Annotated in this window: 20 protein-coding genes and 1 tRNA gene; 9 read left to right on the top strand and 12 right to left on the bottom strand. The window is 67.7% G+C overall.

Annotated features, from left to right (window positions below; translation table 11 throughout):
• Positions 1 to 96: 96 nt before the first annotated feature.
• From AB0L70_RS30625 to AB0L70_RS30610, 4 genes are all read right to left on the bottom strand, one after another.
• Positions 97 to 984: an aminoglycoside phosphotransferase family protein gene (locus AB0L70_RS30625; RefSeq protein ID WP_363690235.1), complete on the bottom strand. Its 888-nt coding sequence runs from the start codon at positions 982 to 984 to the stop codon at positions 97 to 99.
• A 502-nt stretch (positions 985 to 1,486) separates the two neighbouring features.
• A tRNA-Leu gene (locus tag AB0L70_RS30620) sits at positions 1,487 to 1,567 on the bottom strand.
• Between the two features lie 101 nt (positions 1,568 to 1,668).
• Positions 1,669 to 2,175 carry a peptide deformylase gene (locus AB0L70_RS30615; protein ID WP_363690234.1) on the bottom strand — a complete coding sequence of 169 codons (507 nt, stop codon included), beginning with the start codon at positions 2,173 to 2,175 and terminating at the stop codon, positions 1,669 to 1,671.
• A 38-nt stretch (positions 2,176 to 2,213) separates the two neighbouring features.
• The gene (locus tag AB0L70_RS30610) at positions 2,214 to 2,720 is read right to left on the bottom strand and encodes an ACT domain-containing protein (protein WP_363690233.1); all 507 of its coding nucleotides are present in this window, start codon (positions 2,718 to 2,720) and stop codon (positions 2,214 to 2,216) included.
• A 104-nt stretch (positions 2,721 to 2,824) separates the two neighbouring features.
• Here AB0L70_RS30610 and AB0L70_RS30605 point away from each other — a divergent pair, with 104 nt between their 5' ends.
• From AB0L70_RS30605 to AB0L70_RS30595, 3 genes are all read left to right on the top strand, one after another.
• Positions 2,825 to 3,949 carry a histidine kinase gene (locus AB0L70_RS30605; RefSeq protein ID WP_363690232.1) on the top strand — a complete coding sequence of 375 codons (1,125 nt, stop codon included), beginning with the start codon at positions 2,825 to 2,827 and terminating at the stop codon, positions 3,947 to 3,949.
• Positions 3,946 to 4,602: a response regulator transcription factor gene (locus AB0L70_RS30600; RefSeq protein ID WP_363690231.1), complete on the top strand. Its 657-nt coding sequence runs from the start codon at positions 3,946 to 3,948 to the stop codon at positions 4,600 to 4,602. Before AB0L70_RS30605 ends, AB0L70_RS30600 begins: the two co-directional genes overlap by 4 nt.
• Positions 4,603 to 4,690: 88 nt before the next feature.
• Positions 4,691 to 7,027 carry a GH92 family glycosyl hydrolase gene (locus tag AB0L70_RS30595; protein WP_363690230.1) on the top strand — a complete coding sequence of 779 codons (2,337 nt, stop codon included), beginning with the start codon at positions 4,691 to 4,693 and terminating at the stop codon, positions 7,025 to 7,027.
• On the opposite strand, the gene AB0L70_RS30590 is transcribed toward AB0L70_RS30595, so the two are convergent.
• The 3 genes from AB0L70_RS30590 to AB0L70_RS30580 all read right to left on the bottom strand — a co-directional run bounded on the left by AB0L70_RS30590 (position 7,024) and on the right by AB0L70_RS30580 (position 10,206).
• Positions 7,024 to 8,331 carry an NAD(P)/FAD-dependent oxidoreductase gene (locus AB0L70_RS30590; protein WP_363690229.1) on the bottom strand — a complete coding sequence of 436 codons (1,308 nt, stop codon included), beginning with the start codon at positions 8,329 to 8,331 and terminating at the stop codon, positions 7,024 to 7,026. The genes AB0L70_RS30595 and AB0L70_RS30590 overlap by 4 nt on opposite strands.
• Positions 8,332 to 8,550: 219 nt before the next feature.
• Positions 8,551 to 9,660 carry a GNAT family N-acetyltransferase gene (locus tag AB0L70_RS30585; protein WP_363690228.1) on the bottom strand — a complete coding sequence of 370 codons (1,110 nt, stop codon included), beginning with the start codon at positions 9,658 to 9,660 and terminating at the stop codon, positions 8,551 to 8,553.
• A gap of 45 nt (positions 9,661 to 9,705) precedes the next feature.
• The gene (locus AB0L70_RS30580) at positions 9,706 to 10,206 is read right to left on the bottom strand and encodes a DinB family protein (protein ID WP_363690227.1); all 501 of its coding nucleotides are present in this window, start codon (positions 10,204 to 10,206) and stop codon (positions 9,706 to 9,708) included.
• 74 nt (positions 10,207 to 10,280) lie between these two features.
• Here AB0L70_RS30580 and AB0L70_RS30575 point away from each other — a divergent pair, with 74 nt between their 5' ends.
• The 5 genes from AB0L70_RS30575 (at position 10,281) to AB0L70_RS30555 (ending at position 14,636) form a co-directional block, all read left to right on the top strand.
• Complete coding sequence (locus tag AB0L70_RS30575; protein ID WP_363690226.1) at positions 10,281 to 11,030, top strand: DUF4118 domain-containing protein; 750 nt, start codon at positions 10,281 to 10,283, stop codon at positions 11,028 to 11,030.
• Between the two features lie 111 nt (positions 11,031 to 11,141).
• Complete coding sequence (locus AB0L70_RS30570; RefSeq protein ID WP_363690225.1) at positions 11,142 to 11,552, top strand: hypothetical protein; 411 nt, start codon at positions 11,142 to 11,144, stop codon at positions 11,550 to 11,552.
• 130 nt (positions 11,553 to 11,682) lie between these two features.
• Positions 11,683 to 12,510, top strand: coding sequence for a Bax inhibitor-1/YccA family protein (locus AB0L70_RS30565; protein WP_363690224.1), 828 nt, complete (start codon positions 11,683 to 11,685; stop codon positions 12,508 to 12,510).
• 96 nt (positions 12,511 to 12,606) lie between these two features.
• Entirely contained in the window at positions 12,607 to 13,770 is a 1,164-nt protein-coding gene (locus AB0L70_RS30560; RefSeq protein WP_363690223.1) for a VOC family protein, read from the top strand.
• Between the two features lie 26 nt (positions 13,771 to 13,796).
• The gene (locus AB0L70_RS30555) at positions 13,797 to 14,636 is read left to right on the top strand and encodes an LLM class F420-dependent oxidoreductase (RefSeq protein WP_363690222.1); all 840 of its coding nucleotides are present in this window, start codon (positions 13,797 to 13,799) and stop codon (positions 14,634 to 14,636) included.
• 72 nt (positions 14,637 to 14,708) lie between these two features.
• On the opposite strand, the gene AB0L70_RS30550 is transcribed toward AB0L70_RS30555, so the two are convergent.
• Positions 14,709 to 14,939 (bottom strand): DUF4287 domain-containing protein, encoded by a 231-nt coding sequence (locus tag AB0L70_RS30550; protein WP_363690221.1) that lies wholly within the window; start codon positions 14,937 to 14,939, stop codon positions 14,709 to 14,711.
• A gap of 155 nt (positions 14,940 to 15,094) precedes the next feature.
• On the bottom strand, positions 15,095 to 16,123 hold the full coding sequence (locus AB0L70_RS30545; protein WP_363690220.1) for an SGNH/GDSL hydrolase family protein: 1,029 nt from the start codon (positions 16,121 to 16,123) through the stop codon (positions 15,095 to 15,097).
• A 95-nt stretch (positions 16,124 to 16,218) separates the two neighbouring features.
• Here AB0L70_RS30545 and AB0L70_RS30540 point away from each other — a divergent pair, with 95 nt between their 5' ends.
• Complete coding sequence (locus AB0L70_RS30540) at positions 16,219 to 17,592, top strand: cystathionine beta-synthase (RefSeq protein ID WP_363690219.1); 1,374 nt, start codon at positions 16,219 to 16,221, stop codon at positions 17,590 to 17,592.
• 270 nt (positions 17,593 to 17,862) lie between these two features.
• Here AB0L70_RS30540 and AB0L70_RS30535 read toward each other — a convergent pair whose 3' ends face one another.
• From AB0L70_RS30535 to AB0L70_RS30525, 3 genes are all read right to left on the bottom strand, one after another.
• The gene (locus AB0L70_RS30535) at positions 17,863 to 19,314 is read right to left on the bottom strand and encodes an NAD(P)/FAD-dependent oxidoreductase (RefSeq protein WP_363690218.1); all 1,452 of its coding nucleotides are present in this window, start codon (positions 19,312 to 19,314) and stop codon (positions 17,863 to 17,865) included.
• Between the two features lie 22 nt (positions 19,315 to 19,336).
• Positions 19,337 to 20,821: an alpha/beta hydrolase gene (locus AB0L70_RS30530; RefSeq protein WP_363690217.1), complete on the bottom strand. Its 1,485-nt coding sequence runs from the start codon at positions 20,819 to 20,821 to the stop codon at positions 19,337 to 19,339.
• Positions 20,822 to 20,903: 82 nt separating this feature from the next.
• A complete protein-coding gene (locus AB0L70_RS30525) occupies positions 20,904 to 22,133 on the bottom strand; it encodes a lactate racemase domain-containing protein (protein WP_363690216.1) in 1,230 nt (409 codons plus the stop codon).
• Positions 22,134 to 22,182: the final 49 nt, after the last annotated feature.

Genomic DNA, 22,182 nt, shown 5'->3' with positions numbered 1-22,182 from the left:
GGCGTGATCGTCCGCCCCGAGCGCCTGGCCGATGATCGTGCCGACCGCGATCGGCTGGCAAGGCCCTTCGACTACCGGCGGGCAGGGGTCCTTTGACTACGCCGTGAGGCGGTCTGCTTCGGCCAGCAGCAGATCGCCGAAGGGCTGGAAGCCGATACTGCAGGCGTAGACGCCGCTGACGACCCGGTGGATGGTCCCCCATTCCCAGATGGCGGTGGCATCGACGCCCGTGCGAGAAGCCAGCCGCTCGGTCCTCGCCCGGAGGTCATCGCCGAGGTCCGGGTTGCAACGCACGATGGTGCCGAGATCGCAGGCCGGTTCGGCTCGCAGCCCGGCTGGATCGATGAGCTTGTAGCTGCCGTCACTTGCCTGCAGTGCGTTCATCTCGTGGATATCACCGTGGACGAGCACCGCCGACCGATCATCGTGGGCAAGCCGACGACGATCCATGCAATCCAGCGCATCCGCCACAGTGGCCGGCGAGCAGGGCCGCCCCGCCTGCTCCCATAGTTTCGGCAGCCGGTCGGCGTACTGCGCAGCTAAGTCCGCGCCGGTTGGGAGGTCGACGTCGGGACCGATCGGACGCCACAGTCGAACCGCCACGTCGCACAACAAGCTGTGGCGACTGACTGGGTCGGCCACAAGGTCGTACATCGGAGCCCCAAGCCGCTCCAGCAGCAGAGCTTGCCGACCCAAGTCTTCGCCCAAAAGCTTGGCGCACCCCACCCCATCCGCCAGCCGCAACGCCACAGCCTCCGGCCCAACATCCCGCCCCGGCACCCCAACCTTAAGCACCGCCGAAGCCCCATCAACCAACGTCACTTCAAGAGCCACCGCAGCATGCCCACCCTCAAAGCTGGCACCAACCACCAGCCCCCACTCCCGAGCCAACGCCCCAACCACCCCCGGCAACTCCTCCAGCCAGGCCCCATCCCCCTCAGCCAAAACCGTCCGCCGAACCTGCTCCGGAATCTCAAGACTCACCCCGCCAACGTAAAGCAACCGACTACACCAGTCGCCCGCTTTTCCGCCCGGAAGGACCGTCGTGAAGACGCGGAGAAACCCGTCAGCCGACCGGAATCGATGCCCCACCGAGCTGATCCCCTCCGAAGCAACATGGCGCCCCCAGCCTCCCGACCCCGACAAGCAGGCCGGAGACGGACAGGCAGGCCGGAGACGGACAGGCAGGCCGGAGACGGACAGGCAGGCCGGAGACGGACAAGCAGGCCGGAGACGGACAGGCAGGCCGGAGACGGACAGGCAGGCCGGGGACGACGGACACACGGGCTGGAGACGAATGGGCGGGCGGGCTGGAGACGAACGGTCGGCCGAATCACAGAGCTGTCGACCGCGCGGCAGCGCGCGTCCGGCGACAGCCGGGGGTGGGTGGGAGCGCGCGTAGCGGGTGCGATGAGGAGCGGAGCGACGAGAGAGCGCCTGCGTAGCACGCGTGGGCTGGACCCCCACGACACTCGTCCAACGTTTGTGCCCGGGACGGGATTCGAACCCGTATGCCTTTCGGCTGCGAGGTTTAAGCTCGCTGCGTCTGCCGTTCCGCCACCCGGGCCGACTGCCACGTCGCATGATCGCGACATCCCGTGGCAACCACGGCTCGGGGATGAGGGTACTCGTCCGAGCGCCCGGTGGGCAGCAGGCTGGTAAGGAGGGCTACTTGTAGACCTTGCGGGGGTAGATGGCGTGGGCGCCGGCTGCGCGGTCGAGGAAGAGTTGGCCGTTGCAGTGGTCGATCTCGTGTTGCAACGCTCGGGCTTCGAAGGCGTCGGTGGTGATCGTGACCTGTTCCGTCGTACCAGGCAGTACGCCGGTCACGGTCAGCCGCGTGGCTCGTTTGACGTCGCCGGTGAGGTCGGGGACGGACATGCAGCCCTCGCGGCCCTTCTCCTGCCGGGAAGCCTCGAGGACGACCGCGTTGCAGAGCACGAAAACCCCGTGGCACGTGCGCGTCTTCGGGTGATCGGTCACGTCGAGCGAGAACATCTGCGCCGCCACGCCGACCTGGGGCGCGGCCAGCCCGACGCAGCCGGGGGAGACCCGCATCGTCGCGACCAGGTCGGCGGCGAGCTTGATCATGGCTGGGTCGAGCGGGTCTACGATCGCGCCCTCGGTGGCCAGTACCGGATGCGGGGCCCGGACCACTTCGAGAACATCACCCACGAACGAAAGCTGTGCAGGACTCCAAGCAGCAATCACGGTCACAGGTCGTCGCTCTCGGCCGGGCGCAGGGTGACGCCGACGCCGAGCTCTTCGGCGGTGATCTCCAGCGCCCTGTTGAGGTACCCGACCTCGGCGGCCGGCGGCAGCTCGACCTCCGCGGTCAGGACGTACAGCTCCCCGCTCAGCCGCGTGGCGAGGTCCGTGATCGTCCCACCGACCGACGCGATCATCCGGGTCACCGCCGCCACGATCCCGGGCCGGTCCGCGCCGTGCACGCTCAGCATGTACGGCGCTCCGATCGGCGCGTGCTCGTGTTCGGGACCCATCTGCCGCACCGTGATGACCAGCTCACCGCGCAGCGGCTCGAGCGCGGACTTGACCTCGTCGAACGGTCCGGAGCAGACGATCATCATCGCGAAATGGCCGCGCAGCAGCGTCATGGTGGTGTCTTCGAGGTTGACCCCGGTCCCGGCGAGGGCTCCGGTGACGTCCGCGATGATGCCCGGGCGATCCGGGCCGATGACGGTGACAGCGAGCTGACTCATGCCCGGCAACCTACCGTTGACCTAAGTAGCTCAAGAAAGCGACTTCGGTATCCGGACAGCCGCGAAAGACCCGGAGAGCGCTTACGCAGCGCTAGATTCGAGACATGACCGAGTCCACCCGCCGTCGCCGCAGTACGCGCGACTGGCTGGTCGACTCGCTGGTGTTCGTGGTCGCGGTGCTGGGCGCGCTCATTCTGTACGACGAGGGGCAGCGCGACCCGATCAGCGGCGAGCTCCTTGCGCTGGACTTCTACGCCGGGATGGCGCTCTGCCTGACCCTGTGGTTCCGGCGCCGCTGGCCGGTACAGCTGGCGGTACTCGCGGCGGCCGTGTCGACGTTCTCGGACGCGGCGGGCGCAGCGACCCTGATCCTGATCCTGACGGTGGCCGTCTACCGGCCGCTGCGGACCACACTTGTCGTCTTCGGCCTGAATGCGGTGAGCCTGGCCATTTACATCGAGGTCCGGAACAAGCCCGACGACCCCGCGGCCCTGGCCGTAGCAGCCGTGGCGATCTACATCGCCTTGGCCGGTTGGGGCCTCTACATCCGTTCCCGCCGCCAGCTCCTGCAGACGCTGCGCGATCGTGCCGACCGTGCCGAGAGCCTCGCCAGGCTCCAGGCCGAGCAATCCCAGCTGCGGGCCCGCGAGGAGATCGCCCGGGAGATGCACGACGTACTCGGGCATCGGTTGTCGCTGCTGAGCGTGCATGCCGGGGCGCTGGCGTATCGCCCGGACGCCTCTACCGAGGAGGTGGCGGGTGCCGCCGAGATCATCCGGGCCAGTGCGCACCAGGCATTGCAGGACCTGCGCGAGGTGATCGGCGTACTGCGGGCTCCAGTCGAGGAACTCCCGCAGCCGACCTTCGCCGACCTGCCGCAGTTGGTCGAGGCCTCCCGCGAGGCGGGGTTCCCGGTCGATCTCACGCTCGATGCGCCCGGTACCCTGCCGGACCACGTCGGTCGTACGGCGTACCGGATTGTGCAAGAGGGTCTCACCAACGCGATGAAGCACGCGCCGGGCGAGAAGGTGACGATCAGCGTGACGGGTGCCCCCGGCAACGGCTTGGAGGTTGAGGTCCGCAACGCCGCGCCGAACCGCAGACGAGGAGATGGGCAGGGTTTGAAGGGATTGACCGAGCGGGCCACGCTCGTGGACGGCCGGTTGGAGCACGGCCGCACCCCCGAGGGCGACTTCCGCCTCTTCGCCTGGCTACCGTGGCCGGCATGACGATTCGGGTGCTGATTGTCGACGACGACCCGTTGCTGCGGGCCGGGTTGAAGCTGATGCTCGGCGGCGCGCAGGACATCCGCGTGGTCGGCGAGGCGAGCGACGGCAGCGGCGTACAGGGGCTGATCGAGCGGCTCGCGCCGGACGTGATCCTGATGGACATCCGGATGCCCGGCACCGACGGCCTGACCGCGACGGAGGCTGTACGGCGGCGCCCGAACGCGCCCGAGGTCGTCATGTTGACCACGTTCGACGCCGACGAGCACGTCCTGCGCGCGCTCCGCGCCGGGGCGGCCGGGTTCGTGCTCAAGGACACCCCGCCGGCCGAGATCGTCGAGTCGGTACGGCGAGTTGCCGGCGGACAGCCCGTACTCTCGCCGACCGTCACCAAGCGCCTGATCACCCGCGTCGCCGAGTCCGGTCAGGACGACCGCAAGGCCAAGGCCCACGCCCGGCTCGCCGGCCTGAACGACCGTGAGCGCGAGATCGCCGTCGCGGTCGGTGAAGGCAAGTCGAACGCCGAGATCAGCACCACGCTCTACCTCAGCGTCCCGACCGTGAAGACCCACGTCTCGCGCATCCTGACCAAACTCGACCTGAACAACCGGGTCCAGATCGCCCTCCTGGTCCACGACGCCGGCCTCCTGCACTAGCGCGAGGCACTAGACACTCCAGCAACACCGCGTGGCAACCTTGGCGTTCTAACGTTGAATCGTCCGTCCGCCCCCGGAAGGTTTCACCATGCGCCTGGTCGCTGCCGGCCTGACCGTCGCCCTGCTCGTGCCCGCCGTCCCGGCGCAGGCATCGCAAGATCTCGCGTCGTACGTCGATCCACTCATCGGGTCCGCCCGCGACGGGAACACCTGGCCGGGTGCGGTCCGCCCGTTCGGGATGATTTCGTGGAGCCCGACCAGTACGCGCGGCGACCAGACCAGCACCGGCGCGGCGAACGGCTATCAGTACGACACCACGCGCGTGCGTGGCTTCAGCCTGACCCACGTGAACGGCGCGGGCTGCAACCCGGGCGCGGCCGGCGACGTACCGATCATGCCGTACGCCGGAACCGTCGACTCCTCGCCGACCGCCGACACCACGGACGCCAAGTACGCCAGCAACTTCAGCCACGCCAACGAGACGGCCAAGCCCGGCCGCTACACCGTCACCCTTGCCTCCGGCATCAAAACCGACCTGGCCGTCACCACCCGGGCCGGCGTCGGCGAGTTCACCTTCCCGGCCGATCAGGCCGCCAACCTGCTCTTCCGTACGTCGAACTCCCTCAACGGCAGCGAGGATGCGGAGATCTCGATCGACCGCACCGGCCGCAAGGTCACCGGATCGGTGCTGACCGGCGCGTTCTGCGGCCGTCGTGCGAACGGCGGAACGAACAACCGGAAGTCGTACTACCGCCTCTACTTCACGGCGTCCTTCGACCAGCCAGTCGTTGCCAACGGCACCTGGAAGGACAGCGCGCTCACACCCGGCAGCAGCCACACCACGGGAGGCGAGGGATATGCGACGGGTGCGGACCGGGCGGGCCGCGGCTCCGGTGGGTATGTGAGCTTCGCGCCGGGCGCGAAAGTGCGGATGCGGATCGGCATCTCGTACGTCAGCCTGCTCGGCGCCGAGCTCAACCTACGCAGTGAGATCAAACCGCAGACGACCGTGGATCACCTGGCCGGTGAGGGATACCGGGACTGGCGGCGCGAGCTGGACGCCGTGAAAGTTACTGGCGGGACGGATGCGCAGCGGACCACGTTCTACACCGCGCTGTACCACTCGATGCTGCAGCCGAACATCTCGAACGACGTCGACGGGCGCTACCTAGGCAGCGACTTCCAGGTCCACCGACTCGCGCCAGGTCAGCGAGCGCAGTACGGAACGTTCTCCGGCTGGGATCAGTACCGCGCCCACATCCAGCTCCTCGCCCTGCTGAAGTCAGACATCGCAGGTGACTTCGCGCAGTCGATGTATCAATTTGCTCAGCAGAACAAGGGCATCTGGGATCGTTGGCTCCACGTCAACGGAGCGACTCACGTGATGACCGGCGACCCGGCCGCGCCGACGCTCGCGACCTTCGCCGCGATGGGCGTACGGAACTTCGATGCCCAGGGCGCCTATGCGTCCTTGGTGCATCAGGCAACAGTGCAGAACGCCGACGCCGAGAACGACGGTGGTTGCCCCGGACAATGCACCGGGCAACGACCCGCTCTGAACACCTACCTGGCCAAGCACTACGCGCCGCAGGACGCCTGCCACTGCTGGGGCGGTGCCGCCGAAACACTCGAGAACTCGCTCGCCGACTTCTCCCTGGCCCAGTGGGGCACTCGGCTCGGCAAGAATGTCACGGACCTGAAGGATCGCGGCAGCTGGTGGAAGAACACCTTCGACCCGGAGGCCGGGTACCAGCGGGCCCGACTGGCAGACGGTACGTGGCAGCCCGGGTTCACCCCGTCCACCGATGTCGGATTCGCGCAGGGTTCGAGTGCGACGTACACCTGGATGGTCCCGCAGGACGTGTCCGGGCTCGCGGCTGCAATCGGGCCCACCACGGTGCAGCGGCTGGACGGGTTCTTCCACGACGAGAACGGGAACTGGGCGGTCAAGGGCGGCAGCGCGCTGCGCTACGACCCGACCAACGAGCCCGGGCTGCACGCGCCGTGGCTCTACAACGGACTCGGCGTCGCCTGGAAGACGCAGGCGACCACACGGGAGATTGTTGACACCGTGTACGGCGTGGGTCCGTCAGGGCTTCCGGGGAACGACGATCTGGGCACGCTGTCCGCGTGGTACGTGTTCGCGGCGATCGGACTGTTCCCGCAGACGCCTGGTCGGGCTGAACTGCTGGTTGGCAGCCCGTTGTTCCCGAAGGTCGAGCTGCGGCGGAGTAACGGCGTACGCATCACTGTTGAGGCGCCGGGGACGTCAGACGCCAACCAGTACGTGCAGTCTCTCCAGCTGAACGGCCGCAATCGGGCCGAGTCGTGGTTGCCGGAGTCGTTCGTGACGCACGGCGGGCGGATCGCCGTACGACTCGGAGCGGCGCCCACAGATTGGGGCACCGCTCCGGTCGACCGTTAGGACCGCGTCGCGCGGTGGAACTCCTCGTTCGGGGTCTGGAGGCTACCGAGGCTGGTGACCTCGCGGCGGAAGAACAGTGCCAGCGTCCAGTCCAGGATCACGCGCGCCTTCCGGTTGAAGGTGGGCACGCGGGACACGTGATAGGTCCGGTGCAGGAACCAGGCCGGCCAGCCCTTGACCTTCACGCCGTACAGCTGGGCGACACCCTTGTGCAGGCCGAGGCTCGCGACCGAACCGACGTACTTGTGCTCGTAGTCCTGCGGCGGCTGGCCGTCGACGACCCGGAGGATGTTCGCGGCGAGCCGGTGCGCCTGACGGACCGCGTGCTGGGCGTTCGGAGCGCAGTACGCACCGGTCTCCGAGGTCAGGTCGGGTACGGCGGCGTTGTCACCGGCGGACCAGGCGTCGGCGACACCCTCGATCCGCAGGTTCGCGAGGCACTTGAGCCGGCCCTTCTCGTCCAGCGGGAAGTCGGTCGCGGCGAGCGCCGGGTTCGCCTTCACACCGGCGGTCCAGACGATCGTGTCCGCGTCGAACTCCTCGCCGTCGCTGAGGATGACGTGGCCCTTCTCGCAGGACTCCAGCCGGGTCTCCAGCCGGATGTCCATGTTCCGCTTGCGCAGCTGGTCCACGGTGTACTTGCCGAGATCCGGACCGACCTCGGGCAGGATCCGGCCGGTCGCCTCGACCAGCACCCAGCGCATGTCCTCGGGCTTGATGTTGTCGTAGTACCGGGTGGCGTAGCGGGCCATGTCCTCGAGCTCCGCGAACGCCTCGACACCGGCGTACCCACCGCCGATGAAGACGAAGGTCAGCGCGGACTTGCGCAGCGTGGGGTCGGGCTGGGACGACGCGACGTCCAGGCGGTCGAGCACCTTGTTGCGCAGGGCGATCGCCTCTTCGACGTTCTTGAACCCGGTGGCCTCCTCGGCCAGGCCGGGGATCGGCAGCGTCCGGGCGATCGAGCCGAGCGCGACCACGACCTGGTCGTAGGCCAGCTCGTACTCCGGGCCTTCCTCGGGCATCACCTTCGCGACCTTGTTCGCGTGGTCGATCCCGGTCACCCGACCGGTCACCACGCGGCAGCCCTTGAGGGTCTTGCGCAGCGGCACTACCACGTGCCGCGGTTCCACCGAGCCGGCCGCCGCTTCCGGCAGGAACGGCTGGTAGGTCATCACCGAACGCGGGTCGACCACGGTCACCCGGATCCGGCCCTTGCGGGCCGCGCGGCGCAGGCCGTACGCGGTGTACATCCCGACGTAACCGCCTCCGACGATGAGGATGTGCGGCACCTGGGCTGTCATGCGGTTCACTCTCCCTGAGTGGCTCTCTGACTTCATGTCTACTTCAGGTTATCCGCTCGTGAAAACTTTCACAAACCCTCTGGCGAGTGATCTCACCCACCGAACACTCCCTCTCCCGGGGGACTCCACACCCTCATGGTGAGCCCCGCACCCGCCCCCCGCCAGCACTCACTCCACCCGTCACAGAACCGCAAGCCGGCCGAGGTTCAGGCGAGGCGCTCAGAGTTGGTAGACCGACACGTGCGAGGGGGAGTCGGCGGTGAAGGGAGTGCCGGTCCAGTCGGCGTGGCGGGACTCGAGGGTGAAGCCGGCGAGCTGGGCCATCAGGTCGAGCTCGGCGGGCCAGATGTAGCGGTGCGGACTCCGGAAGAGCTCTGCCCGGGTGCCTTCGCCGAAATGGAAGTGATGCGAGACGACGTGCTGCTTCAGTACGTCGTAGGTGTCCAGCAGGATGTAGCCGGGGTCGGCGGTCCCGACGGTGGCCGGGATGCCGGGAGGGAGACGGCGGAGTTCGGGCACCCAGAGCTCGATCACGAACCGGCCGCCGGGGGAGAGGTGCCGGGCCGCGTTCCGGAAGCAGGCGACCTGTTCCTCCTGGGTGAGCAGGTTGGAGATCGTGTTGAAGACCAGATAGACGAGGCTGAACTCGCCCGGGACGCGGACAGCGGACATGTCGCCGACCGCCACCGGAAGGTCGGTCTTCGTCCGCAACTGTTCGAGCATCGCGGTGGAGAACTCGATCCCGCTGACCGGTACGCCGCGTTCCGCGAGAGGTACGGCGACCCGCCCGGTGCCGATCGCGAACTCGAGCGCGCGCCCGTCACCCGCGAGCTCCGCCAGCCGGTCGACCGTCGGTCGCAGCACCTCGGCGGCGAACATGCCGGACCCGGGAGTGTCGTACCGCTGCGCGGTGTCGGCGTTCCAGATCTCGTTCTGCCGCGCCGCGGCCGGTGAGAGCCAGCGGAGCCTGAAGTCGTGGTCGTCCTCGCCGGCCAACCGGAAGCCGAGCCGGTCGTAGAGCCGCCGGGCGTTGGGGTTGTCCTTAGCGACTTCGAGTTCGAGCGGTACGCCGGTACTCGCGGCCTCGGACTGGAGTTGCGTGATGATCGCCGTACCGATGCCGCGATTCTGGACGTCCGGCAGGAGTTGGATCCCGTTGAGCTCGAGCGCTTCCGCGGTCCGGGTGAGCCGGAGGCGTCCGACCGGTTGCCCGTCGAGCTCGATCACGTTCAGCTCTGTCGCCGGGTTCTGGATGTGGGCGAGCGCATTCCCGTCCCACCTGCTCAGGAACGGGACATCAGCTTCCACCGCTCGGCGAATCCGGTACATGGCACTTCAAGCTATGCGCCGGAGTCGCCGACGGCTACGGGTTTTCTACTCGCCGACCTGACCGTCGGTGGCCTCCCGGAGAAGGTCGAGGTGGCCGAGGTGGCGGGCGGTCTCCTCGATCAGGTGGGCGATCGCGTAGCGAAGCTTGAAGGTCATGCCGTCAGATCGGGCGCGGTCGTCGAGTGCGGCCGCCGCGGTGATCTCGCGCGAGCGGGCACATTCGGCCCGGTACGCCGTAAGTAGGCCCTCGACCGTGTCGTCGGGAGCCAGCGGAAAGCACCCGTGTGGATCTTCCTCGGTCCACGGCCACTCCACCTTGAGACCGGCGAAGTCGATCGCGAACCAGAATCGTTCCACCCCGGTGAGGTGCTTGACGATTCCGGCCGGGGTCAGGGCGGACGGGTGGACGGGTTGCGCGAATGCCTGCGCCTCCGTCAGGCCGGTGAATTTCAGCTCGACGGTGGACCGGAGAAAGTCGAGCAGGCCGGTCATCGTGCCGCGTTCGTCGGCGTCCTCGGGGGGCCGGATGCGGGTGATCTCGGGCATCCGCTCACGGTAGAGCGCGATAGACCTTTGTGAGAAGTGTTGATCGGCGGTGCCTGGCGAGGGTGAATAGAGGTGTGGAGAGTTACCGCAATCCGGTGCTGGTGGGTTCGCTGCTCGTGCCCCCGATCGTTTGTGCACTGCTGACCCCGTTCCGGGACAATTTCGACAACGCGAACGCGGCGCTGTTGCTGGTTGTCGTGATCGTTGCCGTGGCAGCGTTCGGCATCCGGCTGGCCGGCGTACTCGCGGCAGTCTCGAGCGCGGTGTGGTTCGACTTCTTCCTGACCGTGCCTTACAACACGTTCACGATCAACAGCAGCGACGACGTCGAACTGACCATCCTGCTGGTCCTGATCGGCGCCGCGGTCACCGAGATCGCGATCTGGGGCCGGAGGCAACAAGCGAGGGCGTCGCGGCATCGCGGGTACCTGGACGGCGTGATCACCACCTCGCAGGCGGTCGCGGCCGGTGGGTCGACGGATGACCTGATCGATCAGGTGCGGATGGAACTGACCGCCGTACTGGGGATCGACGCGGTCAAGTTCGTTGCCGGGGACAAGCAGACGAAGGCGCCGCGGCTGAACCCGGACGGATCGGTGACGCGGGGGAGCTACCTGCTCAAGGTCGAACGCGACGGTCTGCCGACGAACTCCGAGATCGAGCTGGCCGTCCAGCACGCCGGCGAGACCCGCGGCCGCTTCCTCCTGATCGCGGCTGCGCGGATCGCCCGCCCCGACCTCGAACAGCGCCTGGTCGCCGTCGCCCTGGCCGATCAGGTCGGCGCCGCCCTCTCCACCCATGAGGCCCTACATCCTCACCTCTGACCGGCCTGCGGGAGCAAGACGTCCCGGGTGGCCGCCGGTCCCGGCGTCGTGACTGCCCATACAGCCACGACGCCGCCAGACCGGTTCCGTAACACCCAGCTGTTCGCCACGATGAGCGCGCCCCTTCGCGACGTGCTGATCGCAGAGGCTCTTCTCGCAGCTCGGCTCGGCCTGCGACGGCACTTTCAGTGGATCCGCTGGGGCCTACCGTGGGTGGGCGGTTTCCTGGTCGGCGTGGTCACGGGCTACAACGTGCCGCGCATGCTGGCCGGTGGGTTGTGCCTGTGGCTGCTGTTCATCGCCATCACGGCGATCTACTCGCGATGGATGACACGGAGGGTCGATGACCTGATGGTCGAGATCCTGGGCGTCGACGCGATGTACGAAGGGCTCGAGCATTATCGATGGCCGTTCACCGTGGCTAACACGCTGCGTTGGTTGGCTGCTGGGGCCTGGATGGTTCCTGGGGAGCGGATGCGGTATCTGAAGGCGCGGAATCCTGGACTACCTATTGCTGAGTGATTGGTTTCCGCAACTGCTTGTGTGGTTGGGATTTCGGTTGGGGAACATCGGGGGGATTCTCAGATGTTGTTAAGGGTGGGACCGTACGATCTTGATACGGCCCCGGATGTGGGTCACCAGGAGGAATGACATGCAGAGCAGTAACCCGGTCCTGAACCGGTCGAGTGCGTTTGCGCCTGGCCACGGCCAGGCTTATCCGGGCGCCGCTCCGAGCGGCCAGCCTGGCCCGTACGGCTATGGCGGGCCCGGACAGCCCCCGCAGCAGTACCAGGGTGCACCGGCCGGCAGCCGCCCGATGACGTTGGACGACGTCATCGTCAAGACCAGCCTCACCCTCGGTGTGGTCGTCGTGGCCGCCGCCCTCGCCTGGTGGCGTACGCCGGACGACCTGGTCAAGCCGATCTTCCTCGCGGGCGCCCTGCTGGCGTTCGTGATCGCGATGGTGCTGTCGTTCTCCCGCAAGATCAACCCGGCGCTGGTGATGGTGTACGCCGCCGCCGAGGGTGTGTTCCTGGGCATCGGCAGCAAGTTCATCGCGAACTGGGTCGGTGACTCCGGCATCATCGTTCAGGCGGTGCTCGCCACGATGGTGACGGCCGGCCTGACGTTGGCGACGTACAAGTACTTCGCGATCAAGGTGACGCCGCGGTTCACCAAGATGGTGATCATCGCGACGATGGGCTTCGCCGGCGTCATCCTGCTGAACTTCGTCGGCAGCCTGTTCGGCTTCAACTCCGGCATCAGCGGCATGGGACCGATGGGCCTGCTGTTCGCCGCGCTCGGCGCCGGTCTGGCGGTGTTCAACCTGATCCTCGACTTCGACATGATCGAGCAGGGCGTCCGCGCCGGAGCCCCGCAGAACGAGGCCTGGCGGGCCGCCTTCGGCCTGACCGTCACCCTCGTCTGGCTCTACTGGAACCTGCTCCGCATCCTCGCCATCCTCCGCGGTGGCGACTGACCTACCGCAGTGATCACCCGAAGGGCCGGCCCAGGTGGACCGGCCCTTCGGCCTTTCCGGACGGAGATCGTCCGGATGTGGTCCTAGGGTGAGCTCATGACGAACCAGGTAGGAGATTGGCGCGAGTTCGAGGATGGGGCCAGCGTCTGGTACGACGCCCCATCGCAGGCAGCCGGCGCTGCGTTGATCACTCGCATCGCCGAGGCCGGCCAACTGCCGGATATCGACCTCCGCGCGAGCGGGCTGCGGATCCGGATCGGCTCGGATGCCGAGCTCGCCCGGACCACATCCGAGGCGGCCCAGGACCTCGGGCTGACCGCGAATCCTGCCGCCCTGCAAGAGCTTCGGCTCGTCATCGCCGCCGCTGATCCTGCCTCGGTGCGGGACTTCTGGCGTACGGCGCTCGCCTATCAGCCGGCCGGGGACGACGGCCTCGCGGACCCGCTCCGACGAGATCCCGCGCTCGCGATTCACCCGCTGAGTGAGCCGCAGCCGCTGCGGAACCGGATCCACGTCGACGTCGTACGCAACTCTGCGGCCGTGCAGGATGCCATGGCGGCGCTCAAGCGTGAGCCCATCGGCCCGTACGGAGTCGGGATCGCGGATGACGAAGGCAACGAGATCGACCTGGTCCCCGGCGATGAGTTCGCGGACGCCTCCGACTGGTGGACTGTCTTCAGTGCGATGACCTTCTACCCCACCACGTCGGCGGCCCAGGCCAGCCAACTCGCCACCGCGGTTGCCGGCCTGTCCGACGACGCGGGGGTGCCGATCCTCGTCGACCTCCGCCCGTCCGGCGTGACGCTCGACAGCGGCAAGGACCTGTGGGAGAACGACGAGGGCGCGCCCAGGCCAGAGTTCGTTGCCTTGGCGACCGAGATCCAGGCCGCGGCCCGGTCGCTGGGCCTCACCGCAGATCCCAGCAACGTCCGGTTCATGCAGTTCGGCATCGACGCCGTGGACATTCCCGCCGTACGGGCGTTCTGGGCCACGCTGCTCGGCTACGAGCCCGATCCGCGCGAGTTCCTGAGTGACCTCAACGACCCTCGTCGGCTCAACCCGGTTCTCTTCTTCCAGACCCTGGATCCGGCGGATCCCCGTCGCCACGAGCGCGCGCGGATCCGGCTCGAACTCGCCGTACCCGAAGACCAGGTCGAGGCCCGGATCAGCACGGCGATCGCGGCCGGCGGTCGGCTTTTGGAGGGCTCCCGCGTTGCTGACCCGGAGGGCAACGAGGTGGAGATCGTCGCCCGTCCGTAGGAAGCGGCAGGCATACGATGGCGATCATGCGATTCGCGATCAAGACCTCGCCTCAGAACACTCAATGGGCCGACATGCTCGCCGTCTGGCAGGCCGCGGACGACATCGAACTGTTCGAATCCGCTTGGACCTTCGATCACTTCTATCCCATCCACTCCGACTCGAGCGGGCCGTGCCTGGAAGGGTGGGTGACGCTCACCGCGCTCGCGCAGGCCACCAACCGGCTGCGGATCGGCACGCTGGTGAGCGGGATCCACTACCGCCACCCCGCGCTGCTCGCGAACATGGCCACGACCCTCGACATCGTCTCCGGCGGCCGCCTGGAGGTCGGCATCGGTGCCGGCTGGAACGAAGAGGAGTCCGGCGCCTACGGCATGGAACTCGGCTCACTCAAGGAGCGCAGCGACCGGTTCGAGGAAGCGTGTGAGGTCCTCGTCGGCCTGATGAGCCAGGAAACCACGACGTTCCAGGGCAAGTACTACCAACTGACCGACGCCCGCTGCGAGCCGAAGGGTGTGCAGACGCCGCACCCGCCGATCTGTATCGGCGGCAGCGGCGAGAAGCGGACTTTGCGTACGACGGCCAAGTACGCCCAGCACTGGAACTTCGCCGGCGGCACGCCCGAGGAGTTCACCCACAAACGCGACGTCCTCTACCGCCACTGCGCCGACATCGGCCGCGACCCGAGCGAGATCACCCTCTCGTCGCACGTCCGTCTGGGCCCCGACCTCGACTACGCCAAGGTCGCCGCCGAAGCCGAGGCTATGGGCGACGCCGGCCTGGACCTGGCCATCGTCTACCTCCCGCCGCCCCACACCCCCGCGGTGCTGGAGCCCCTGGCCAAAGCCCTCGAACCCCTGCGCTGACCCTCACATACGCGAAGACCCGCCCTTCCACCTGAAAGGGCAGGTCTTCGGTGAGAGTCTCCTGTTCGGGTGTCAGCTCATTCGCCGGTGCGCCTTGACGAGATCGTATTCGTGGACGATGGCGGTCGCGTGCCCGTGCGCGAGGGCGTACTCGCTGGAGAGCCATCTCACTCTGTCATCGAAGCGCAGGAACGACGGTCCGTCGTTCATCAGCTGGAACCACTCGGTCATCTCACGTCCGGTGCACCTGGGCACCCTCTCCACCAGACGCTGATGCGTCTCCTCGGAGTGGCTCAAGCCCATCTTCGCCTCCCGTCATCGGGGTACCGCGTAGTTATCGACTGTGCACCACGATGACGCTCACAGGCAAGACTTTCGTCATGAATCTCCCCGCTCAGCGGACGCACAACTACGTCGCGACCTCAACCAGGGCACGATTTCCGGGCACTTTCCCGGAGCTAACTCCCGACCGGTACGGCGTCCGACTCGGAGGTGTCGTGCTCTTCGACCCGGTCGACGTCTGCCTTCGGGTGACGGCGGCGGTGGCGGAGGGCAGCCCACCGACCGCGCGGACCACGTTCGCGCCCGGCCACCTCGGTCGCCGCGACCTCAGTACCGGCCGTCCGCGCGGCCTGCACAGCAGCCTCCGCGATCGGCAGGATCGCCTCGCCCCGGAACGTCTCCGGCGGTACGAACGACTCCGGCCCGACCCCCATCGCGGCCGCGACGGACGGCAGTAGCGCCGCGGACGCCGCGGCGTACCCGATGGCCGAGGGGTGGAAGTTGTCGCGTCCCCACATGCTCGGGTTGGTCCAGAACACCGGTCCGAGGAGTGACCCGAGCGAGACGGTCCGGCCGCCGGCCTCGACGACCGTGATCGTCTGGGCAGCGGCCAGCCGCTGGCTCCAGGCTCGGGCGACCTGCCGCAGCGGCGGCATGATCGTGCGGATCACGCCGAGGTCGGGGCAGGTGCCGACGATGACCTCGCAGTTCGCGGCACGCAGCCGGCGGACGGCGGTCGACAGCAGCCGGACCGAGGTCGAGGGCGACATCTGCGCCTTGACGTCGTTCACGCCGATCAGGATCACCGCGACATGCGGCCCGGCCTGTAGTGCGGCGTCGACCTGGGCGGCGAGGTCGGTCGACTTCGCTCCGGTCTTCGACGCGTCGACCAACCGCACCGACCGTTTGGCCAGCTCGGACAGGCCGGAGGCGAGCATCACTCCGGGTGTCTCCTCCGGCGACTCGGTGCCGTAACCGGCCGCACTGGAGTCGCCGAGCATGGCGAACGTGATCGGATGTCCTGGAAACCGGCCGTACAGACCGTCGCCCGGAGTCGGGTAGTACCGCGTCGGACCGATCACGCGTTTCGCATACTCGGCCTCTGCGGTCAGTACGCCGTACAGCGTCGCACCGATGAGTCCGAGTCCCCCGCCTCCCAGAGCTGCGGCCTGGGCCAGGCGCTTCGCTGCCCCAGCTTTACTCATGAGTCAAGGATTACACGCTGTCACATACAAGCAAGTGAAATAGGGCAAACGGCACGCCCGCGCTCTTCAGAAGCGCACAGCACTACAGTGACACTGTGCGCTACGCAAACTCTCTCCTGGACCTCGTCGGCAACACCCCGCTGGTGAGGCTGTCCAAGACCACCGACGGTGCCAAGCCCCTCGTGCTGGCCAAGGTCGAGTACTTCAACCCCGGTGGCTCGGTGAAGGACCGGATCGCGGTCCGGATGATCGAGGCCGCGGAGGCCTCCGGCGAGCTCAAGCCCGGCGGGACGATCGTCGAGCCGACCTCCGGCAACACCGGAGTCGGGCTGGCGATGGTTGCCCAGCAGAAGGGGTACAAGTGCGTCTTCGTGTGCCCGGACAAGGTCAGCGAGGACAAGCGCAACGTGCTCAAGGCGTACGGCGCCGAGGTGGTCGTCTGCCCGACCGCCGTCGCCCCGGAGCACCCGGACTCTTATTACAACGTCTCCGACCGCCTGGTCCGTGAGATCGACGGCGCCTGGAAGCCGAACCAGTACGCCAACCAGAACAACCCGCGCTCGCACTACGAGACCACCGGTCCGGAGCTGTGGGAGCAGACCGAGGGCAAGATCACCCACTTCGTCGCGGGCGTCGGGACCGGCGGCACGATCACCGGCACCGGGAAGTACCTCAAGGAGGTCTCCGGCGGGAAGGTGCAGATCGTCGGCGCCGACCCGGAGGGCTCGGTGTACTCCGGCGGCACCGGCCGGCCGTACCTGGTCGAGGGGGTCGGCGAGGACTTCTGGCCGGAGACGTACGACCGGAACATCTGCGACCGGATCATCGAGGTCTCGGACGCGGATTCGTTCGCGCTCACCCGCCGGCTCGCCCGCGAGGAGGCCATGCTGGTCGGTGGCTCCGCTGGGATGGCTGCCGCAGCCGCGATCCGACTGGCACACGAACTCGACGACCCGGACGCAGTGATCGTCGTACTGCTGCCGGACGGCGGCCGCGGCTACCTGACCAAGGTCTTCAACGACGACTGGCTGGCGCAGTACGGCTTCCTCGCGCACACCCGCCAGGGCGTCACGCTTGGTGAGATCCTGTCCCGCAAGGACGGCGGCCTGCCGCCGCTCGTGCACACGCACCCGCACGAGACGATCGCCGAGGCGGTCGAGATCCTGCGCGAGTACGGCGTATCGCAGATGCCGGTCGTCCGGGCCGAGCCGCCGGTGATGGCGGCCGAGGTGGCCGGCGCGGTGTCGGAGCGGACGTTGATGGACGCCCTGTACTCCGGCAAGGCGCGGCTGGCCGACATGGTCGAGCAGCACATGGACCCGGCCCTGCCGTCGCTCGGCGCCGGCGAACCGGTGACGAAGGCGGTCGAGCTGCTCGAGGGTCGCGACGCCCTGATGGTGCTGGACGACGGCAAGCCGGTGGGCGTTCTGACCCGGCAGGACCTACTGGTCCATCTGTCCGCCGACTGACTCCCGTGTACGGAGCCGCGAGGCTCCGTCAGCGGGAGACTTATCGGTCTACGACCGAAGGCACGATGGCGATCAGTGCCGTGATCACGATGCCGATCACGATGACTGCCGCTCCAGCGATCTGAAGGATTTCCATACCTCAAGAATCCTTCAGAGCGGCCGTCGGGACATCGGTCCGAGGGCCGGTCTTGCTTCATCCCAAGGTCGTACTCCCGAACCCTGAGTCTCCTACTTCAGGAGTCCGGGCCATCACTTAGGGGACCACGGCACCTAGCGGACCAGGACGAAGTCGCTCGGATCGAGCCGCCGGGTACGACGCCAGTACGACACGGTGAACTCCGGCCAGATGGTCGAGTTCCGCCCGGATGCGTCCATGTACCAACTGCTGCACCCGGACTGCCAGACCGTCTCGTCGAGCTCGCCCTGGACGCCGTCGACGAACCGCTCCTGGACCTCCTCGCGGACCTCGACGTACGACGCTCCCCGGCGCCGGACCAGGTGCAGGGCCTGCATCACGTACCGGACCTGGGCCTCGATCATGAACACCATCGACGAGTGGCCGAGAGCCGTGTTCGGGCCGACGAGCAGGAACAGGTTCGGGTAGCCGGCGACCGTGATGCCGAGGTGGGCACCAATGCCGTTGCGCTTCCAATGGTCGGCCAGCTCGACGCCGTCCTTGCCCAGGATCGGCATCCGGGTCAGCCCGGCCGACACCTCGAACCCGGTGCCGAGCACGATCGTGTCGCAGGACCGCTCGGTTCCGTTCTCGGTGACCACGCCGGTCGGGGTGATACGTGCGATCGGGCTTGTGACGAGGTCCACGTTCGGCCGGGCGAGCGCGGGGTAGTAGTCGTTCGAGAGCAGGATCCGCTTGCAGCCGATCTGGTAGTCCGGGGTGAGCTTGGTCCGCAGCTCGGGGTCGGTGACCTGCTTGTGCAGATGCCGTTTCGCCTGTAATTCAAGGCCTTTCATCAGTTTCGGGTTGCCCGCGAAGCCGAGACCGCGACCCTCGAGTCCCCAGTAGACGATGTTGCGGATCGCTCGCTGACCGGCCGGGAACCGCTCGTGCAGCCGGCGTTCCCGCGGGCCGATCGCGCGGTCCGGCTTCGGGGTGATCCACGGTGGCGTCCGCTGGTAAACGTCCAGCTGCGCGACCTCCTTGGCCAGTTCGGGCACGAACTGGATCGCCGACGCACCGGTCCCGATCACGGCGACGTTCCGCCCGCGCAGGTCCTGGGAGTGATCCCATTGCGCCGAGTGGAACGCCGTACCCCCGAACGAGTCCAGGCCCGGGATGTCGGGCAGCTTCGGCTGTTCCAGGTTGCCGACGCCCGTGACCAGGGCCTGGGTCTCGATCGTCTCGGTGCCGTTCACGGTCACGGTCCACCGGCCGGTCGTCTCGTCGAAGGCCGCCTCGGTGACCTCCGCGCCGTACCGGATCTTGTCCGCGATGCCGTACTTCTCCGCGCAGTACCGCAGGTAGGCGAGGATCTCGTCCCACGGCGCAAACATCCGGGTCCAGCGCGGGTTCTGCTCGAACGAGAACGAGTAGAGGTACGACGGGATGTCGCAGGCGCAGCCGGGATATGTGTTGTCCCGCCAGGTGCCACCGAGATCGTCCGCCTTCTCGAGGATGACGAAGTCCTCACACCCGGCCTGCTTCAGCTTGATCCCCATGCACAGTCCGGCGAACCCGGACCCGATGATCACGACCTCACTCATGCTTGCTGAGGTTACCCGTGGGTCACTCCGCTGGGAATGGTTCTGTGTGGTTCACGCACACGGTTCCGGCCGGCGGGAGCGTCTTGCCGTCGTGCAGATACGTCACGACCGGGCCGATCAGGCAGGGGTCTCCGCTGGTGATCGAGTTGTGGCCGTCGGACTCGAACGTGAGCAGGCGGGCGTTGCCGAGGTCGGCGGTCAGCCGCTTGGCACCGATGTACGGCGTGGCCGGGTCGTGGGTGTTGCTGACCACGAGGACCGGCGGCGCCCAGTCGGGGTTGCGGATCGGGCCGTGGTAAGCGTCGCGGTCCTCGACCGGCCAGGTGCCGTAGTACATGTCGTCCAGACCGCCGCCGAGCCAGAAGAAGTGCTCGAACATCCCGAGGTTGTCGAGCCCGTCGGTGTAGAAGCGCTCGCGGGGACCTTCCGGCCAGTGCGCGTCGACCGCGGTCACGGCGTTGAACACGTCGCCGGATCCGAAGCCGTCGTCGCTGCGGGCGAAATCGGCCAGCGGGTTGGCGTCACCGGCCGTCGCCTTGGCGAGCGCGTCCGCGAAGACCGGCCAGAACCTGATCGTGTACATCGCGGAGACCGCCGCGGCCAGGACCTCGTCACCGGTCACGGGAGGTGCCTCGGGATCGTTCGTCGGCAACGGGGTTTTGTTGAGCTTGGCAACGAGTGCGTCGAACGCCGTCTCCGGATCGCGACCACCGAAGCTGCAGCGCGAACCGGCCGCAGCGCAGGCGGAGAAGAACCGGTCCAGCTCGTTCTCGAACGACGCGGTCTGGACCCGCCAGGCCTCGACCGGCCGGGTGTTCGTGCCACGGACGTCCTCGGCACTCCCGAGCACCATCGCCCGCGTCTTGCCGGGGAACATGCTCAGGTACGTCGCCCCGATGTTCGTCCCGTACGAGATCCCGAGCGCCGTCAGTTTCTGATCGCCCACGGCCTGCCTGAGCAGGTCGAGATCGCGCGCGGTGTTCGCCGTACTCATGTGTGGCAGCAGCGCGGGATTCCGCTTCAGGCACGCCTGCTGATAAGCCCGCACCTTCTTCTCGTACGCCGCTCTGTCCACAGTGTCGGCGCGGTCATGCCGGACCGGTGCGGGATCGACGGGTCCGCAGTCGAGCATGGGCCGGCTGGCTCCGATCCCACGCGGGTCGAACCCGACGACGTCGAACTTCGCGAACAGCTGCAGCATCTGGGGCGGCTGGGTCTTGATGATGTCGAGGCCGCTCTGCCCCGGACCACCCGGCAGCGCGAAGATCGAGCCGATCCGGTGGGCCTGGTCGGTGGCGGGTTTGCGGATCAACGCGAGGTCGATCTTGGTCCCGTTGGGCTTGCGGTAGTCGAGCGGAACCTTGGCGGTCGCGCACTCGAACCCGCCGTCGCAAGGTGTCCAGGTGAGCTTCGGAACGGTGGGCGCGGCGGTCGCGGGTGCGACGCCGGCGAGCAGGGTGCCGACGGTCAGCAGGACTGCGCCGTACCGTCGTACTGAGGGCAGCATGGTGAGGTTCTCCGGATGGTCGTTGGATCGGTGCCATCCGTTCTAAGGCGGCGGGCCGGTACGCCGCCTCGGTAGGAACTGCCTATTTCAGCCGGTGCAGGATCTCGCCGGCATTGGGTACGACGAGAGTGTCCGGGTCGTCCTCGTAGACCGCCAGATCCACTGCGGCCGGATTCAGGTAGCCGAGGTTGGCCCGGCGTACGACGTCCTCCGGGATGCCGGTCGCGAGCGTCACCTGGACGCGGAGATGCTCGCCGGTCGCGGGATCCCAACTGCCGGCGCCGCGGAGGTGGGTCGAGTGCGCGAGCACGCCCCAGTGCAGGTCGCGGAACCGCTCCCACTGGCCGATGAAGTAGTCGCGGCAGTGGTAGCCGATCTCCTCGATCTCGGGGTGCATCGCGGCCAGCTGGGTGACGTGCGGGGCGTAGAGGATGACCTCGCCGCCGTCGGCCACGATCGGCTCGACCTTGTAGAACCCCTTGGCCGCGGTCCAGATGTCGGCGTACCTGGGTGGCATCACCGAGACCACGCGCTGGACCGGGTGATCGAGATACCGGACGTGGGTCTGGGCGGAGATCTCGGCGGCCGCCTGCCAGGACGAGATCGTGTCACCGAAGGCGATCGCGTGCAGCGAGTCGGTGCCGGACTGCGCGACGACGGAGAGCGCGAGCTTGTCCGCGGGGATCATCGAGGCGGCCTCGTCGATGAGTGCGCGCACCGGTGTGGTGCCCGGCGTACCGATGATGCTCGAGCTGGTGATCAGGGCGCCGAGCCAGTGCGACAGGTCGATGACCTCCTGGCCGGCCACACCGGGGAAGAAGTACTTGTTGCCGCCGGAGAAGCCGACCACCTCGTGCGGGAAGACCGGGCCGACGACGAGTGCGACATCGTGTTCGACCACGGCTCGGTTGAGCCGGACCGGGACCTCGTCGCGCAGCCTCTCGTCGGAGATCTCGCCGACGCGGTCCGGGCTGATCGTGCCGAGATCGGCGAACGTCTCCGGCTTCCACCACTCGTGGTTGAGCACGTTCGGGTAGTCGCCGCCGAGATGCTCCTTGAGCTGCGAGGCGGTCATCTCGGCATGAGTGCCCAGGGCAACCAAGATGGTGAGCTTGGAGACGCGCCCGTCGAGGGCCTGGTGGACGGCCTGCAGAAGCAGCGGGAGCGGGCAGCTGCGAGTGGCGTCCGGGACGATCACGCAGACGCTGCGTCCGTCCAGCCCCGCACCGGCCAGTTGATCGCCGATGAAGGCCGTCACCTCGTCATCGGTCAGGACCTGCCCCGCACCACCGATCACCGCCGCTGTAGTCACAGCCTCGACCCTACCGATGTGGGTCCGCCCGGACCAGCTGTGACCACCC

The organism is Kribbella sp. NPDC051952 (assembly GCF_040680855.1).
Lineage (GTDB): Bacteria > Actinomycetota > Actinomycetes > Propionibacteriales > Kribbellaceae > Kribbella.
This window is presented reverse-complemented; position numbering and strand designations above follow the sequence as displayed.

Excerpts from the sequence above, each read along its gene's own strand:
- AB0L70_RS30610 (WP_363690233.1), bottom strand. The coding sequence starts at position 2,720 with ATGAGTCAGCTCGCTGTCACCGTCATCGGCCCGGATCGCCCGGGCATC.
- AB0L70_RS30605 (WP_363690232.1), top strand. The coding sequence starts at position 2,825 with ATGACCGAGTCCACCCGCCGTCGCCGCAGTACGCGCGACTGGCTGGTC.
- AB0L70_RS30600 (WP_363690231.1), top strand. The coding sequence starts at position 3,946 with ATGACGATTCGGGTGCTGATTGTCGACGACGACCCGTTGCTGCGGGCC.
- AB0L70_RS30595 (WP_363690230.1), top strand. The coding sequence starts at position 4,691 with ATGCGCCTGGTCGCTGCCGGCCTGACCGTCGCCCTGCTCGTGCCCGCC.
- AB0L70_RS30590 (WP_363690229.1), bottom strand. The coding sequence starts at position 8,331 with ATGACAGCCCAGGTGCCGCACATCCTCATCGTCGGAGGCGGTTACGTC.
- AB0L70_RS30585 (WP_363690228.1), bottom strand. The coding sequence starts at position 9,660 with ATGTACCGGATTCGCCGAGCGGTGGAAGCTGATGTCCCGTTCCTGAGC.
- AB0L70_RS30580 (WP_363690227.1), bottom strand. The coding sequence starts at position 10,206 with ATGCCCGAGATCACCCGCATCCGGCCCCCCGAGGACGCCGACGAACGC.
- AB0L70_RS30570 (WP_363690225.1), top strand. The coding sequence starts at position 11,142 with ATGAGCGCGCCCCTTCGCGACGTGCTGATCGCAGAGGCTCTTCTCGCA.
- AB0L70_RS30565 (WP_363690224.1), top strand. The coding sequence starts at position 11,683 with ATGCAGAGCAGTAACCCGGTCCTGAACCGGTCGAGTGCGTTTGCGCCT.
- AB0L70_RS30560 (WP_363690223.1), top strand. The coding sequence starts at position 12,607 with ATGACGAACCAGGTAGGAGATTGGCGCGAGTTCGAGGATGGGGCCAGC.
- AB0L70_RS30555 (WP_363690222.1), top strand. The coding sequence starts at position 13,797 with ATGCGATTCGCGATCAAGACCTCGCCTCAGAACACTCAATGGGCCGAC.
- AB0L70_RS30550 (WP_363690221.1), bottom strand. The coding sequence starts at position 14,939 with ATGGGCTTGAGCCACTCCGAGGAGACGCATCAGCGTCTGGTGGAGAGG.
- AB0L70_RS30545 (WP_363690220.1), bottom strand. The coding sequence starts at position 16,123 with ATGAGTAAAGCTGGGGCAGCGAAGCGCCTGGCCCAGGCCGCAGCTCTG.
- AB0L70_RS30535 (WP_363690218.1), bottom strand. The coding sequence starts at position 19,314 with ATGAGTGAGGTCGTGATCATCGGGTCCGGGTTCGCCGGACTGTGCATG.
- AB0L70_RS30530 (WP_363690217.1), bottom strand. The coding sequence starts at position 20,821 with ATGCTGCCCTCAGTACGACGGTACGGCGCAGTCCTGCTGACCGTCGGC.